The following is a 15,441-nucleotide window of genomic DNA, read 5'->3' on the forward strand; positions in this document are numbered from 1 at the left end:
TCCGCAGACAGGAAGTCCGATGAAAACAAAAATCCCCCTATTTGTCCGCAGCGTGTTGAGTGCGCTTCTCGCCGTGGTGCTGGCCCCGGTCGCCGTCGTGGTTCCGGCACGTGCCGCCGCTGACTTCACCTGGCGATTCGACGTCCGCTACCCGGCCGAGCAGGAACACTTTGTCGAGCGGGCGCTCGCGAGCGCCTACCCCGCCCGCTACTACGACCTCGATGCCGACGACATGCCGCTCGACCCGGACGAGCTGGTCAAGCGGGACCTGACATGCGATGTCGGCAGCATCGCCGACAAGACCGCCGATGAGCTCATCTTGTGCGGCCTGAGGAAGAAGTACAACGCGAACCCGGACGGCACGCTGCCGAAGAAGGTGGAGATCGAGCTCCATCAGGGCACGGACACGACCACGATCGAGATCACGGACACCACGCCACCGGACGCGAACGGAGGAGAGTGGGCGTCGGCCGGAATGTCGATCGTCGGTAATGTCCTGCGGGTCTTCCTGGAGGCAGCCTGCCTCGACTACCGCGTCAACCGGGGGCACCTCGCTTCTGACCCGGTCGTGGTGGCCACCTGTGCCGCCTTCGGCGAGGCACTGTCCAACTTCATCAGTCGTACTGCGGAGAACGCGAGGACCGGCCTGATCAACGACCTGCACGCCTGGGGCGCTGATGTCATTGCCGTGCTCGTCGCCGCCGGGGTTGCCGGCCTGTGGGAGTGGAAACTTGTCGGCCAGGTGGTGGACGATAAGGGGGAGTTCTTCCGACAGGTCGTGGCCGTCATCGACCGGATGGCGAGTGGTGTCGGCCGGGTCTGCCCGTTGTGCAGGACGTACCTCGGCTCCGTCTACAAAGCGCTGTACGACAAGTTCATCAGGTCCGCCCCGCCGGTCCCGGCGATCCCGCGGGGGCTGGCCGCGTTGCGGGTGATGCCGCTCGGTGACTCGATCACCTACGGCGTCGGTGTCGACAACCCGGACGGCACGGGATATCGCGCACGCCTCTTCGACGGGCTGAAGGACGACGCGGTGCTCGACCTCGTCGGCTCGCAGAGTTCGGGGACCCTGCCGGACAAGAACCACGAGGGCCATCCGGGCTGGCGGATCGACCAGATCGACCGGCTGGTGGAGTGTGCGATCCCGCGCTACCGGCCGAACGTGGTGCTGCTGCACATCGGCACCAACGACATGTCGCGCAACTTCGAGGTGGCCGGCGCTCCGGCTCGGCTGGACGCCCTGATCGGCAAGATCGTCACGCTGGCCCCGGAGACCACGCTGCTGGTGGCGCAGCTCGTGCCGGCGTACAACGCGGGCACCAACAACCAGGTGCAGGCGTACAACCGGGCTATCCCCGGCATCGTCGCCAAGCACGCAGCCGCCGGCAAGCGGGTCCGAGTGGTCGACATGAGCGCCGTGACCCGGGACGACCTGACCGACTCGGTCCACCCGAACGCCGACGGCTACCGCAAGATGGCCGACGCGTTCCTCGGCGCCGTCCGGGCCGCCCGCGCCGCCGGCACCATCGTCGACCCGGTCGGTGGGAGAGCCGACGCGTGCGCTGGTGAGGTCGGCAAGGCGCCCGACTCGATCTCAGACGGCAGCACCGCGTCCGGTACCGGGTGGCGCTGGGAGGGCATCGTCGCCCCGGGCGTCGGCGCACCCCGCAACCGGGTGCAGTTCGCGGACGTCGACGGGGACGGCCTGGACGACTACCTGGTGCTCGACGATCAGGCCAGGGTCAAGGCGTGGACCAACGCGCACACCCTCGGTGGCGGGTACGGCTGGAAGTATCGCGGGACGGTCGCGACCGGGGTGGGGACGGTTCCGGAGAACGTCAGGTTCGCCGACGTCGACGGGGACGCACTCGACGACTACCTCGTGGTGGACGGCACCGGCCGGGTGTCGGCGTGGATCAACCAGTTCACCCCGGCGGGCGGGTTCGGCTGGTCGTACGCCGGGGTGATCGCCACCGGCGTCGGCGCCACCCGCGACCAGGTGCGGTTCGCCGACATGACCGGCGACGGCAAGGACGACTACCTGGTCGTCGACGATCAGGGCCGGGTCACCGCGTACGCCAACGCGTACTCGACCGCCGGCGCGTACGGGTGGTCTTCGATGGGGCAGGTGGCCAGCGGCGTGAACGCGACCCGGGACCGGGTCCGGTTCGCCGACGTCAACGGCGACGCCCGCGACGACTACCTGGTCGTGCACGACGAGGGGCACGTCAACGTCTGGTTGAACACGCTTCCCGCCCTGACCGTCCAGGCACCGGGAACCCGACCCCCGAGCATCGTGTGGCAGAACCACGGACGTACCCTGACCGCCGCCGGCGCGAACCGCGACCAGGTCAGGTTCGCCGACATCAACGGCGACGGCAAGGACGACTACCTGTTGGTCGACTCCGCCGGCCGGGCCGCCGCCGCGCTCAACGACAGGTACGGCCGCCCGGACGTGTGGGACTGGCAGGGCGTCATCGGCCGCAACCCGGACCCCACGACCCGCAGCGGCATGGTCGACCTGACCGGCGACGGCCGAGCGGACTGGGTGGCGATCCGCGCGGACGGCAGCGTCGCCGCCTGGGTCAACCGGGTAGGCCAGGGCGGCGGTTACGGCTGGGACTACGCCGGAGCGATCACCACCGGCACCACTCCGGGCCGGGACCGGGTCCGGTTCGCCGACGTGGACGGCGACGGCAAGGACGACTACCTCGTCCTCGACGACAACGGCGCGACCCGGGCATGGCTCAACAGGTACACGCCCGACGGCGGCTTCGGTTGGAACTACGTCGGTGTCATCGCCCCGGGTGTCCAGGCACCCAAGGAACAGGTGCGGTTCGCCGACATGGACGGTGATCGCAAGGACGACTACCTCGTCCTCGGCGACGACGGCGGAGTGAGGGCCTGGCTCAACAGGCGTACCGCATCCGGGTGGGGCTGGGACTACGCCGGGTCGATCGCGCCGGGCCCGCACCCGGTGCGCGACGAGATCCACCTGACGGACCTCAACGGAGACTTCCGGGCCGACTACCTGCTGGTCGACGCCGCCGGACGCGCCTGGGCCTGGCTCAACGCGTACGGCAACAACCGCTTCACCTGGCGTTTCGACGGACTGGTCGCCTCCGGGGTCGGGGCGAGCGGCTCGCAGGTCAGGTTCGCCGACCTGAACGGCGACCGTCGGGCCGACTACCTGGTGGAGAGCCCGGACGGCCGGATCAAGGCGTGGACCTTCCACGGGTACGTGGTGAACGAGCCGGCGTCGCAGACGCCGATGCCCGGCGCACCGACCGCCCCAGACGTCGACATCACCTTCGATCCGTGTCTGCTGGAGGTGGCCAACCGGCTGCCCTGCTGACTCTCTCAACGAGCGCGACCGTCACCCGCCCCCGTCCGGCGGGTGACGGTCGCGCCACGACTGCGCCAACTCCACGCCGAGACGCTCGGCGGGGGCGAGGGTCGTCATGGGTACCGACGGCAGCCAAGACGACGTGCCCTCCGTCGGCGGGTCGTCCTCCGATTACGGGAGCAGGATGAGTTTGCCGCCGGGCCGCCCGGAGCAGCTGAGTTCGGCGGCTTCCTGGATGGCGTCGAGGGTGACGGTGCGGGCGATCGTGACGGTCAGGACGCCACTGCCGGCCAGCCGGGCGATCTCGTTCAGTAGGTCGAAGCGCATGTCGATATACGTGATCCGGGTACCGAGTTCAGCCGCGACGGCGAAGTCCGAGATGGTCAGGACCCGGTCGGGGTTGCCGGTCAGGTCGATCAGGGCCGGCAGCGAGCTACCGGACGGGCTGGTCTGGCCGGGGCGGTCGGTCCGGCCAGCGATCGGGGTGGTGTCCAGAGCCCGGTCGATGCGGCCGGCGGCCAGGGTGGCGACCCGCTCGCTCATGCCTTCGCCGTAGCCGGTCACGGTAGCGCCGGCCTGCCGTAAGGTGGTGGCCTTGGCCGATCCGGAGGTGGCGATCACCCGGACGCCGCGGTGCAGAGCGAGGCGCACCGCCGCCTCGCCGACGGTGGAGCCCGCGCCGTGAACCAGCAGCAGCTCACCCGGCTGGACGCCGAGGTCGTCGAGGGCGTGCCACGCTGTGTCGGCGGCCATCGGCAGCGCGGCGGCCTGCTCGTCGGCGACACCGTCGGGAAGGCGTGCCCATGTGGTCATCAGCGCGTACTCGGCGGCGCCGGCCGTCGGGCCGTCGTAGGGCGCCGGTCCGAACACCCGGTCGCCGACCTCGATGTCGGTGACGCCCTGGCCGACCGCGTCGACGACGCCGGAGACCTCAAGTCCGAGGCCGCGCGGCGGTGGCGGCAGTTGGTCGGCGAAGAGGCCGGCGACGATCGCCCAGTCGGCGGGATTCAGGCCGCACGCCCGTACCGCGATCCGGATCTGGCCGGTGCCCGGTGCGGGTGTGGTGACGTCGCGGAGCACGAGGACGTCGGGGGTTCCGAAGCGGTCGAACTGCAGAGCCCGCATCCGGTGACGACGATCGTGCCGGGGCTCGGTGGCGTCCGGGGCCCGCACTGCCTTGTTGATCATGTTGTAACCGTACGGAACGCAGAATGACCCAGTCGATGCTCTTCTGCGTCAGATCGTTAACCTTGCGCATCATGGATGTGGTGAGTGACGTGCTGAGAGTGGCCAGGGTTCGAGGCACGCTCGGCGCGTGCGTCGAGGCCGGCGGGCGGTGGGCTGTCGCCGGCGAGGACAGCTCGGCTGCGGGTCTGCACGCCATCACCGCGGGCGAGGCATGGCTGACGAGGGCGGGGCATTCGCCGCTGCGGCTGGACGCCGGTGATGTCGTCCTACTCGCGGCGGGAGTCTCCTATGTGCTGGGAGACGCCCCCGCTTCACCGGTGACAGCCTGTGATCCGGTCGAGCTGGCCCGGGTCCGGCGGACGGGCGAGGCGGTCCGGCTCGGCACCAGTGCCCCGGACACCAGGATCATCACCATCACCTACGAATCGGACTGCGACCGCACCTTGAAGACCCAACTCCTTTTCGCCCTGCCCGAGCTGATGCACGTCCAGGGCAGCACCGGTGCCGGCGGCCTCGACGACACCGTCCGGATGCTCGGCCGCGAACTCGCCCATCCGCAGATTGCCACCACGACGGTGCTCGCCTCGCTTATCGACATCGCCCTGATCCAGGTGCTGCGCGCCTGGTTGCCCACTCGTGCCGGCGAACGCCGGGGCACTTGGCTCGGCATGATGGGCGACCTGGTGGTCCACCGCGCATTGCAGCACCTCCATGCCGACCCTGCCCGCCAATGGACCACCGAGAGCCTCGCTGCCGCGGTCGCCGCCTCACGGTCGACCCTCACCCGCCGCTTTTCCGCGGCTGTCGGCCTGGCACCCGCCGCCTACCTCACCCGATGGCGGCTGGACGTCGCCGCCAGCCGTCTGAGGACCACCGACCAGCCCGTCGAGTCCATCGCGGCAGCCGTCGGCTACAACTCCGCGCCGGCGTTCAGCCGTGCCTTCACCCGGTCACATGGTGCCCCGCCCGGGCGTTACCGGACGATGTGCCGCCCGAGCTGAGCAGGGACCCGAGACTGACGCGGTGAACTCAGACGTTCCCCGCACGGTCAATGCGGTGGATACGTCGGAGTGGATGTCCTGCCCGCCTCGTTCGAGGGCCTGCCCGAGACGCTGGACGCGGCCACGAAGACGGAGATTGCTCACCGGCTGGAGCGTGGTGGTCTGCTGACGCAGGCGCAGTGGGCCGACCTCAACCCCTGACCTGGGTACTGGTTGACACTGACGTGGTGATCGGCCCGATACTCGACGGGTGATCTATGCGACTGCGGACGCCTCGGAGGGCGATGACGTCGAGTCCGTCAATCTTGACTGGGAGCAGGGTCGCAACCTCAACAGCTGTCGGGAGCCCGGGGATGTCGACGCGGCCTTCGACCGAGGCGAAGGGCACGTCGGGGTTGCGCTGATCGCTCTGGTGCACAACAACCCCGACACCGATGCGGTCCTGCCCAGGGTCGCCCGAGGGCTACGGTCGCCGAATCCGGAGACCCGTCGACAGAGCCTGCTCGCTCTGACGCATACAGCTCGACTCCATGGCCGGGTGGACGCGATCACCGTGGAGCTGCTTCACGCCCTGCTGTCCGACCGGACTCCGATCAACGACGAAAGTGCGTACGAGGTGCGAGGCACGGCGACTCAGACGGTCGGGGACCTCCAGGTGTTCCTCCCATCTGAGCAGCTGCCGGCCTGGGTGAACCACTTCACCGGCTGCTGAGGTGCCAGAACGCCCCAGGCCAGCGGCTCCGGGGGCTGCTGCACCGATAGGTGACATCTGAGTTGGCTTACCCTGGTGCCGGGCTGGAAGGAAATCGCTGTGCCCGAGCTTAAACCCCCGCTATGAGGCGGCACGGTACGGCCGCGAGCACGACTGGCAGTACCCGGTACTCGGATGGTCCTCGCCCTGCGCGACCACCCATCCCGACCATGGATTGAGAGTATGACCTCCTCCTGGATCACTACCCCGATCAGCACGGACATCCTGCGCGGCGCACTTGACGTGGAGCACACCGTACGTGGGCTGTTGCCGCATCGGCTGCCAGCCTGGGCCCGCGCCCAGAACACCGACGGACAGCTCGCCATGGTGGAGGCCCAGCCCGCCGGCGTGCGGTTGGCCGTTCGCACCCAGGCCACCGTAGTCGAGCTGGACACGCTGCCCACCCGATACATCTATCCCGGCCTGCCGTCCCGCCCCGACGGCGTCTACGACCTGCTTGTCGAGGGCCAGCTGGCCGGCCAGGCCAGCGTCACCGGTGGCGACACGGTAACCATCGACATGACCACCGGGACGACGGAGCGTCGGTCTGGTCCACCCGGCACCCTCCGCTTCACCGGCCTGCCCGACCGGATGAAGGACATCGAGATCTGGCTACCGCACAACGAGACAACCGAGCTCGTCGCCCTGCGCACCGACGCACCGGTGACACCGACACCGCAGCAGGGACGCCGGGTGTGGCTGCACCACGGCAGTTCCATCAGTCAGGGCTCCAACGCGACCAGTCCCACCGCCACCTGGCCCGCTCTCGCCGCGTCCTTCGGCGATGTCGACCTGGTTAATCTCGGCTTCGGCGGGAGCGCGTTGCTCGACCCGTTCACCGCCCGATCCATGCGCGACACTCCGGCCGATCTCATCAGCGTGAAGATCGGCATCAACCTGGTCAACACCGATGTGATGCGGCTTCGGGCGTTCGCCTCGGCCGTACATGGGTTCCTCGACACCATCCGCGAGGGCCACCCGAGCACGCCGTTGCTGGTCGTCTCCCCGATCTACTGTCCGATCCACGAGGACACCCCCGGCCCCGGTGCCTTCGACCTCGCCGCCCTCAGCGCCGGCCAGGTGCGGTTCCGGGCCACCGGCGACCCGGCGGAACGGGCAAGCGGGAAGCTCACCCTCGGCGTCATCCGCGACGAACTGGTGCGGATCACCGCCCAGCGCGCGACCCGCGATCCGCATCTGCATTACCTCGACGGCCTTGACCTCTACGACAAGACCGACTTCGCCGAGATGCCGCTGCCCGACGAGCTTCACCCGGACACCGCCACCCACCGGCGCATCGCCGAACGCTTCGCGAAGCAGGCATTCACCGCCGACGGCCTCTTTGCGGGACGTGACTCCTTGCCGTGAGACAGCGAGGTCAGGTCGGGCCAGGCCGGCAGGACCAGGCCGTCCGGGTACGCGGCGACTCTGATCAACGCCGCACCAGGAGTGGAGAACACGATGCACCACCGAGACAGGGCAGGGCCCGGCGTCGGCGGACGCCGGGCCCCGAGAGTGGGTGTGAAGGGTCGGTTACTTGCCGCCGCCGGAACAGGCGTTCGAGCCGGTGTTACCCGAGCCGCAGCCGTCGTCGGTGCTGGTGGCGTACCCGCCGGCGGCGGGCCCGGAGTCCACCAGCGTGATGTCCAGGTCCAGCTCGTCGAGTTCCGTGTTCTCCACTCGCGTTTCCCTTCCTATGCGGGGGTGAAGGTGAGGACCATGCGGCTGTGCCGCTTGTCCAGCACCGTCCCGGCCGGCACGTCGCCGTCGGGAGTACCTGCGGGCAGAACGGCTCTCCCTGGGCGCAGCCGTGCTCAGCCTCCCCGTGCGCTCAGCACCGCAGACGGCTCGCCGGCGTCCACCCATGCGCGCATCTGTGCCACCATCCGCGCCGCCCACACGGCCGCGTCCGGCCCGTGCGCACACGCGCCGACGTCGAACACGTCGCCGCTCCACCGCAGCGCCGACCGGTACACGAACGTGCCCCGGTGCAGGGCGGCGGGTGTACCGAAGCGCCACGCCGGGGCCACGACACCGGCGTCCACGGCGTCCTGCTGCGCCGTCAACACCACGACCTCGTCTACCTCGTCGCGAAGACGGGCCGCCAGCCACAGATCCAGATCAGCACGGCTACGCACGCGGGGGTGATCCTGCCTTTCCGTACTGGCGATGAGCGCCGCGAGGCTGCTCCCCGCGCACGCGGGGGTGATCCCTAACCTCGCGCCTGGGCGGGCGGCAGGGTGCGCTGCTCCCCGCGCACGCGGGGGTGATCCCGTGGTGATCGGTCGAGGCGCAGGAGTCGCCGTCGGATGGGGTCGCGGTGCTGACGGTCGGATGGGACGGTGGATTTCCACGTCCGTGCGGTGCCCGCCGGTGCCGCCGTTGCTGGTGCAGCAGGTCAGAACGGGTGCCCGGCGGCCTCATGTGGGACGTAGGGCTGAACGAGGCGGTCTCGCCTTGCGCGGCTACCGCCCGAGTGCCGTGAACGGTGTCCGGCGTGTGGAGTCGTCGCGGTCCTGGATGGATCGCAGGCGGAAGGTGAACTCCCGCGCGATGTCTGGGCCAGAGGCGAGCAGCGGCACGGCGGCGGCGACCATCTTCAGTTCGCGCGTTTCGCGCAGGAGCGGCCAGGCGGGGTCGGTGGTGACGGCGTAGTCATAGGCGGTGGAGAGGCGGCGGTGGGTGCCGGATCGGTGGAAGCGGGTTTCTCTGACCGGTACGACAACGAGGCCGATCTGCCAGGGGCCGAGACAGGTGCCGCCTGGCCTCCGGGTGGCCGGTGCTTCGGCAGATCCGGATGTTGCGGATGACCTTGTGGCTGGCGCAGTCGGCGGACATTGACGTGCAGCGACGGCGACAGTTGACACATCGACTCAGCACGTTGCGCGACGGATCGGCTCCGGCTGGCTGGACAGGTTTCTAGACCTGCTACTCGGCGATCCCAGGGCGCAGGCGACAGCGACTGTGGTTGTGGGGCTGATCGGGGAGGCGTGACCCCAATGGTTCATGTGGCCGATCCCCTCAACGGTAGGACCAGCAGGTCCATCGTGGGGCCCCACGGAAGCACCGACGTTGCGGCCTGTTGCCACCCCGCTCGTTCATACATCAGACGGGCAGCCGACGCGGGGTTGGACGCGAGAGTCGCGTACTTCTCCGGGCGGCCGGCAAGTAGCTTGCTCATCAAATCCGCACCGATGCCCTGACCTCGATGACCCGGGTGCACCATCCACTCCATCACGGCGAATTTGTCCGCGTCGAGAACCTCTGGTGACGGATCCTGATCGGCGCGTGACCACCAGGTGCCGGTCGGCATCGTCCAGCCGTAGGCGGCACCGACCAGTAGCGCGCCATCGTTAGCGGTAACCAGACTGAACCCCAGCCGGGTCACCTCGTCCGGGAGACCTGCACGAAATCGAGCTACCTGCTCGGGTCCCTCACGGTACGGAGACTCCGCGTAGGTCGCCGCATACAGGTTTTGCAGGGCGTCGAACAGCCGGAGGGCATCGTCCCTTGCGACACTGCTGTACGCGACCATTCCTCGATGGTATGTCCGGCCTATCGGAGGTGCGTACCGAAGGGTGCGGTCAATCGGGGAGCGTCAGCTGGGTGCGTTCCACGAGTTCGCTGTATGACGATCGCCGCCGCTCGGTGTCGGGCACCGCCGCAACAACTTTCCGCGCGACCGTACGCACGAGTTGGTTGTGCTGGCTGGTGGGCAATCGGTCTAGCAGATCAGCAGCCAGGTGCAATCCGTCCGGTACGTGCCCAGTCCGGATGAGCGCCTCCGCTCGGTGCAACTCCACCTGCGTGCGTAGTCGTATCTGTGATGCTGGATAGAGGGCGAGCGCTCGTTCTTGCGCCTGCTCTGCCCGTCTGTAGTTGTTGGCGTGCGTGTAGACCCAGGACTCGGTGTGCCGCAGCCGGTGTTCCGGCCATCCCCACAGGCTCTCGACATCGTTGACCACGTTTGCCGGTAGCCGTTCCGCCTGCTCGGCCAACCGCTCCACCGTTGCCACCGCTTCCGAGTGCCGTCCGGCGAGGGAGAGCGCCTGCGCTCGCCCGGAAAGCAGACCACACGTGGCAGCGGTGGCCTGCCCCGTCAACAGTGGCAGCGCTTCGTCAGACAACGCGACCACCTGCGCCGCCGGACGTCCGTCGTAGGAACCGTCCACCACATCCCACGCCCGCACCATGACTTTCGTGTCCCGGTCTCCGGACTCATCGGCGAGCCGTTGCGCAGTGTGCCACCAGCGACGGGCGGCGATCGTCTGCCCGGATGCGAACAGTCCGAGCGCGACGATGATCGACAGTTGGCCACCAGCCCACAGTAGGCGCGGCCGGCGCTCTCCCGGCTCTGCGGCGATCTGATGTTGGAGCACTGCCAGATCGTGGCCCAACTGCATCATCACCTGGCCGCGCGGCTGCTGGTAGTAAGCCCTGCCGTAGGCGGCTATGATCTCCGGCCACTCGTCATGATCGATGTCCACGGCGGCGGTGAGGCCGTGCCGTAGCGCCTCCAATCCGACGAGGCGATCCCCGGTGGGCGCAGCGGCGATCGCGCCCATGGCATGAAGAACTGATCGTCTGCGCATGTCACTGCCACCCGCCTCACGTACGTAGGCCTCGTCCAGCGTACCGCCGGTTGCCAGTGCTTTCTCACATGCCTCCGCCATCGCCTTCGTCGGACGACGCTCGCCTCGCTCCACCTGGGAGATGTGGCTGTACTGGAAGTTGATGCGAGATGCAAGGTCGCGCAGGGACAGACCGGCTGCGGTGCGGTGTTGCCGGAGCAGGTGCCCGAACGATTCCACATGACCCCCAGATTTGTGCGCAGATGCGTGTGCACACAGTGCACACCTGCCGATCGCTCAGCATATCGGTAAGGCTGAGCGTGCCAACGCATTAGAGGGCAACGGATTGATGGTTCCCGGGGCCTACTCGACGGCCTATCCAGGTCGGGGAGCTGTGAAGCCGAGCACCTGTCTCATTGGAATCCGACAGAAGTCTTGAGAAACGAAGGTGACGGGTGAAGGTCCAGACTCGACGTTGCTTCAGGCTAGCTCATCGGGTCGGTCTCGATAGTGCTGGACGGCTCGATAGCGGTACCCCTGGACCTCTTTCGGGGGTCGTCGGAACTTCGGCGCTACGGAGCATTCCTCGCCGTCCTCAGGCCCTTCAAAGGGCAGAACTGCGTGGCGGGGATGCCGCACCTGTGACGCAAATGATGAAGCTCCCCGACCTTCTTGCTACTCAGTCCAGCAAGCGTCGTTCGGCATCACTCGCGCAGGCTCAGTCGTCATCGATTCAGGAGAAGTTGGCATGGTAGCGGAGCCTCCGCAGACGTGGTCAGCGGCTTCGGAGGCCCACGCCGCTGACCACTTCTGGGCGTACCTGGAGGACCGTAGTGTGCGGTTCCTGCCGCTCCAGCTTGCGCCGATCTTCTTCTCGACGCTGCGGGAGTCGGTCGCGGGCCGGGGTGATCCGGCGGCCCGGCGGGCGGGTCTGGCGGTGTTGGCCCGCATGTACCGCCGGTTCGGTCTGCAGTCGTATCACGACACGTGTATCGCGGCGGCCATGGTGGACACGGTCCGGCGGTTCCCCGACGACCGGTGGGGTCAGGCCCCGGCCGGTGCGTGGGAGCGGGGGTGTCGACGGGCGTTGCGGTTGGCGGACCGGGCGGCGGGCGTGGTGGGGGAGGGGCCGCAGGTCACCGTCGGTGAGGTCGAGGCCCGCGAGTCGCCGTCGGACGGTGTCGCGGTGCTGACGGTACGGCCGATGCGGCGGCTGCGGTACCTGCCGGGTCAGGCATTGCCGGTGTGTACGCCCCGCCGACCCGGGCAGTGGCGGTGGCTGTCCCCGGCCAACGCGCCGCGTCCGGACGGGACGGTGGACTTCCACGTCCGTGCGGTGAGCGGCGGTCGGGTGTCGCCGCTGCTGGTGCAGCGGGTCACGGCGGGGGAGACGCTGTGGTTGGGGCCGCCCTGCGACGTCGGACTGTCTCTCGCTGCTGCCGGTGACGCGGATCTGCTGCTGGTGGCCGGCGGCACCGGGTGGGCGCCGCTACGGGCCATGGTCGACCAGGTCGCCGCCGCCCCAGGCGGGCGGCGGGTGACGCTGGTCGTCGGCGCCCGCACGGTGCTGGACCTGTACGACGCGGTCGCGGTGGACCGGCTCGCCCACACGCACCCGGACTGGCTGACGGTGGTGCTCGCGTTCTCCGCCGACCCGCACGTCGACCCGGCCGTGCAGGGCGACGCGTTGAGTCTGGCCCTCTACCACTACCGGCAGGGACAGGCGATCTATGTGTGCGGCCCCACCCCGCTGATCGCCGCCGCGCGGCGGCGGCTGCCGCTGACCGGAATCCCCGCCGGTGACGTGCACCTGGCCACCACCTTCGACCGGGCCCTCGACACCACCCGGTGGACGAACCAGCACCCCGACACCACCGGCCGACCGGACCCGTGCACCGGCGACCACCCATCCGACCGATCCTGGGGGAGCTGACATGCCGCCGACGAACCCGGCCGTGCGACCCGCCCACCACGGCGACTCCGCCGCTCTGGCCGCCCTGCTGGCCGGGCAGCTGCACCGCCAGCGGCTGGGTGCCTGGCTGGTACCCGACCCCACCGCACGCCCGACGATGCTGCACTCCTACGCCCGGCTCATCGTCGCCCACGCCCTCACCCACGGCCGGGTCGACACCACCGACGACCACACCGCCGTCGCCATCTGGCACACCCGACCCGAGACCTCGACCGCCGGCCACGACACCCTGCCCCTGCTGCCCGGCGGACGTCACGGCCGCTTCGCGCTGCTGCACACCTACACCGCGACGGTCCACCCCGGCACACCCCACCACCACCTCGCCCACCTGGCCGTCCGCCCCGACCAGCACGGCCAGGCTGCCGGCCACGCACTGCTGACCCACCATCACCGGCACACCGACCCGCAGGCACTCGGCGCGTACGCGGACGTCAGCACCCACCGCCCCCGCGACCACCTCCTCGCCCGCGCCGGCTACCTACCCCGTACCCCGATCCTGCTGGCGCCCGGCGGTCCAGTGCTGTGGCGGATGTGGCGCCCACCCCATCCGGCCCGCCACCCCCGCTCGTGCGCTGCGGAGTTGCCCCGTCGAGTCCGCCTCCACCGGGCCGCGACACCGTTCCACAGCACCGTGCTCACCACCGCCACGCCACGGTCACCCTGACCCGCTCACCCCGCCGACCATCAGCCGCTGCCGCCCACCGCCGCCCAGCAGGCCACTGCACCACGCCCTCGCACCCTCCAGAAGGGACCACTTCCCATGCTGTCCACCAGCCACCCCCACACCACCCTCGCCCTGCGCAGACGCACCCTGCACCGCGCCACGACCACACCCCTGGGCGTGTCGGCCCCCACCGCAGCGGGCGCCGACACCACCCCGGGAGCCGCCATGCCCAGCGAATACCTGTGGGGCTACGCCATCCGCCGCCAATGGCCCGACGGCAGCCACGACCTGTTCGGCTTCACCCCCGACCCGCAGACCGCCGCCCACCGCCTCACCCGCGACCGCAGCTACTGGCGCACGGGCCCCATCCGCCCGACGGCCGTGTACCTGGTGCCCACCAACGACGCCACCGTCCACCACCACCCGGTCACCGGCTGCCGCCACCACAGCTGCCCCGACAACCCCGACCGGAGGCCCACCCCGTGACCGGACAGGTCCCCGTCGCCCTCGCCCGCCGCACGCTCAGCCCCGTCGGCCTGTGGATGTTCGGCGCCGCCGCCTCCGCACCCATGGTCGTCCTCGCCGCCGGCATCCCCGCGATCTACGCCACCACCGGCGTCGTCGCCCTACCCCTCACCTACCTGCTCGTCGCCGCAGGCGTCGCCGTCCTCGCCGTCGCCTACACCAGCATGGCCCGACAGATCACCCACCCCGCCGCCTACTACGGCATCCTGGCCCACACCCTCGGCCGAGGATGGGGCGTCGCCGCCGGCATGGTCGCACTCCTGGCCTACGGCGCCATCCAGACCAGCCTCTACGGCCTCGCCGGCGCCACCCTCGCCGCCCACCTCGGCGGCACCTGGTGGGTATGGGCCGCCATCACCCTCACCACCGTGGCCACCCTCGGCGTCCGCACCATCGTGCTGTCGACCCGCCTGCTGGCCGCAGTCCTCGCCCTGTCACTGCTGATCATGGCCGTGTTCGTGCTGGCCGCCCTGACCCGCCCCACCACCGACACCCTCAGCTGGCACGGCTTCGACGCCTCCGGCCTCGCCGTCACCGGCATCGGCGGCGCCGTCGCCTTCAGCGTCGCCTCCCTCATGGGCATCGACGCCCCCGCCAGCTTCGCCGAGGAAACCACCGACCGCGCCGCCATCAGCCGCGCCACCATCGCCGCCGCACTCCTGCTCGGCGCCGTCTACGCCACCGCCGCCTGGGCGATGGGCGTCACCGTCGGCCCCGACCACATCGCCCACGCCGCCGCCGACCCCACACCCCTGCCCTACACCATCCTCGACCGCGCCGGCACCGGCTGGTCCACCGCCGCCGCCGTGACCCTGATCCTCGCGATCGTCACCTCGATGCTCGCCTTCCACAACGTCTTCGCCCGCTACGTGTTCGCCATGGCCCGCGAAGCAGTCCTCCCGACCCGCCTCGCCGGCACCAGCGGCGGCACCCGCCTCACCGCACCCCGCGGCGGCTCCCTGACCCAAACCGTCCTGGCCGCCGCCACCGTCGCCGGGTTCGCCGCCACCGGCGCCGACCCCGTCACCACCATGTTCACCTGGCTGTCCACCCTCGGCGCGATGGGTCTGCTCACCCTGCTCCTCGCCGCCTCCATCGCCGCCCTCACCGCCCCGGCCAGCCTCCACCACACCCACACCACCCGGTGGCAACGACGCATCGCCCCCACCCTCGGCGTCGCCGCCGGCACCACCCTGCTCACCACGATGCTCGGCAACACCGGATCACTGCTCGGCGCCGCACCCGGATCACCGCACCCGTACCTGCTGCCGGCGATCCTCACCACCACCGCCGCCCTCGGCGGCATCTGGGCCGCGCACCTGCGCCGCACCCGCCCCGACATCTACGCCGGCATCGGCCGCGGCACCCCATCCACCCACGCCGTACCCGACGCCATCACCATCTCCATCTGACGAGGCCCGCC

General features: G+C 69.9%; 13 protein-coding genes and 2 pseudogenes. 9 read left to right on the forward strand and 6 right to left on the reverse strand.

Annotation, left to right across the window (positions count from 1 at the left end; translation table 11 throughout):
- Positions 1 to 52: 52 nt before the first annotated feature.
- Positions 53 to 3,355 carry an FG-GAP-like repeat-containing protein gene (locus HUT12_RS11825; RefSeq protein WP_176093379.1) on the forward strand — a complete coding sequence of 1,101 codons (3,303 nt, stop codon included), beginning with the start codon at positions 53 to 55 and terminating at the stop codon, positions 3,353 to 3,355.
- Positions 3,356 to 3,517: 162 nt separating this feature from the next.
- Here the strand turns inward: HUT12_RS11825 and HUT12_RS11830 are convergent, their stop codons facing one another.
- Positions 3,518 to 4,534: an NADP-dependent oxidoreductase gene (locus HUT12_RS11830; RefSeq protein WP_217705972.1), complete on the reverse strand. Its 1,017-nt coding sequence runs from the start codon at positions 4,532 to 4,534 to the stop codon at positions 3,518 to 3,520.
- Between the two features lie 23 nt (positions 4,535 to 4,557).
- Here HUT12_RS11830 and HUT12_RS11835 point away from each other — a divergent pair, with 23 nt between their 5' ends.
- The 4 genes from HUT12_RS11835 to HUT12_RS11845 all read left to right on the forward strand — a co-directional run bounded on the left by HUT12_RS11835 (position 4,558) and on the right by HUT12_RS11845 (position 7,654).
- Positions 4,558 to 5,535, forward strand: coding sequence for an AraC family transcriptional regulator (locus HUT12_RS11835; RefSeq protein WP_217705973.1), 978 nt, complete (start codon positions 4,558 to 4,560; stop codon positions 5,533 to 5,535).
- A 69-nt stretch (positions 5,536 to 5,604) separates the two neighbouring features.
- Entirely contained in the window at positions 5,605 to 5,736 is a 132-nt protein-coding gene (locus HUT12_RS33180; protein WP_303393485.1) for a hypothetical protein, read from the forward strand.
- A gap of 49 nt (positions 5,737 to 5,785) precedes the next feature.
- Positions 5,786 to 6,247 (forward strand): hypothetical protein, encoded by a 462-nt coding sequence (locus HUT12_RS11840; protein WP_176093380.1) that lies wholly within the window; start codon positions 5,786 to 5,788, stop codon positions 6,245 to 6,247.
- A 222-nt stretch (positions 6,248 to 6,469) separates the two neighbouring features.
- On the forward strand, positions 6,470 to 7,654 hold the full coding sequence (locus HUT12_RS11845) for a GDSL-type esterase/lipase family protein (protein ID WP_176093381.1): 1,185 nt from the start codon (positions 6,470 to 6,472) through the stop codon (positions 7,652 to 7,654).
- A 165-nt stretch (positions 7,655 to 7,819) separates the two neighbouring features.
- Here HUT12_RS11845 and HUT12_RS11850 read toward each other — a convergent pair whose 3' ends face one another.
- From HUT12_RS11850 to HUT12_RS11865, 5 genes and pseudogenes are all read right to left on the reverse strand, one after another.
- Entirely contained in the window at positions 7,820 to 7,966 is a 147-nt protein-coding gene (locus tag HUT12_RS11850) for an FxLD family lanthipeptide (RefSeq protein ID WP_176093382.1), read from the reverse strand.
- A gap of 14 nt (positions 7,967 to 7,980) precedes the next feature.
- Positions 7,981 to 8,412: pseudogene (locus HUT12_RS11855) on the reverse strand (methyltransferase, FxLD system); the annotation flags it as partial.
- Between the two features lie 339 nt (positions 8,413 to 8,751).
- Positions 8,752 to 9,042 (reverse strand): annotated as a pseudogene (locus HUT12_RS32765) (aminoglycoside phosphotransferase); the annotation flags it as partial.
- 248 nt (positions 9,043 to 9,290) lie between these two features.
- Positions 9,291 to 9,821 carry a GNAT family N-acetyltransferase gene (locus HUT12_RS11860; protein ID WP_176093383.1) on the reverse strand — a complete coding sequence of 177 codons (531 nt, stop codon included), beginning with the start codon at positions 9,819 to 9,821 and terminating at the stop codon, positions 9,291 to 9,293.
- A 49-nt stretch (positions 9,822 to 9,870) separates the two neighbouring features.
- Entirely contained in the window at positions 9,871 to 11,097 is a 1,227-nt protein-coding gene (locus HUT12_RS11865) for a helix-turn-helix transcriptional regulator (RefSeq protein WP_176093384.1), read from the reverse strand.
- Between the two features lie 595 nt (positions 11,098 to 11,692).
- Here HUT12_RS11865 and HUT12_RS11870 point away from each other — a divergent pair.
- The 4 genes from HUT12_RS11870 (at position 11,693) to HUT12_RS11885 (ending at position 15,430) form a co-directional block, all read left to right on the forward strand.
- Positions 11,693 to 12,790, forward strand: a complete 1,098-nt coding sequence (locus HUT12_RS11870; protein ID WP_254876787.1) for an FAD-binding oxidoreductase — start codon at positions 11,693 to 11,695, stop codon at positions 12,788 to 12,790.
- A gap of 1 nt (position 12,791) precedes the next feature.
- The gene (locus tag HUT12_RS11875) at positions 12,792 to 13,493 is read left to right on the forward strand and encodes an N-acetyltransferase (RefSeq protein ID WP_254876788.1); all 702 of its coding nucleotides are present in this window, start codon (positions 12,792 to 12,794) and stop codon (positions 13,491 to 13,493) included.
- 96 nt (positions 13,494 to 13,589) lie between these two features.
- Entirely contained in the window at positions 13,590 to 13,979 is a 390-nt protein-coding gene (locus HUT12_RS11880; protein ID WP_176093386.1) for a hypothetical protein, read from the forward strand.
- Between the two features lie 56 nt (positions 13,980 to 14,035).
- Positions 14,036 to 15,430, forward strand: a complete 1,395-nt coding sequence (locus HUT12_RS11885; protein WP_254877047.1) for an APC family permease — start codon at positions 14,036 to 14,038, stop codon at positions 15,428 to 15,430.
- Positions 15,431 to 15,441 lie beyond the last annotated feature (11 nt).

It is taken from the genome of Verrucosispora sp. NA02020, from assembly GCF_013364215.1.
Classification (GTDB): domain Bacteria; phylum Actinomycetota; class Actinomycetes; order Mycobacteriales; family Micromonosporaceae; genus Micromonospora.

Excerpts from the sequence above, each read along its gene's own strand:
- HUT12_RS11835 (WP_217705973.1), top strand. The coding sequence starts at position 4,558 with ATGACCCAGTCGATGCTCTTCTGCGTCAGATCGTTAACCTTGCGCATC.
- HUT12_RS11885 (WP_254877047.1), top strand. The coding sequence starts at position 14,036 with ATGTTCGGCGCCGCCGCCTCCGCACCCATGGTCGTCCTCGCCGCCGGC.
- HUT12_RS11860 (WP_176093383.1), bottom strand. The coding sequence starts at position 9,821 with ATGGTCGCGTACAGCAGTGTCGCAAGGGACGATGCCCTCCGGCTGTTC.
- HUT12_RS11845 (WP_176093381.1), top strand. The coding sequence starts at position 6,470 with ATGACCTCCTCCTGGATCACTACCCCGATCAGCACGGACATCCTGCGC.
- HUT12_RS11875 (WP_254876788.1), top strand. The coding sequence starts at position 12,792 with ATGCCGCCGACGAACCCGGCCGTGCGACCCGCCCACCACGGCGACTCC.
- HUT12_RS11880 (WP_176093386.1), top strand. The coding sequence starts at position 13,590 with ATGCTGTCCACCAGCCACCCCCACACCACCCTCGCCCTGCGCAGACGC.
- HUT12_RS11830 (WP_217705972.1), bottom strand. The coding sequence starts at position 4,534 with ATGATCAACAAGGCAGTGCGGGCCCCGGACGCCACCGAGCCCCGGCAC.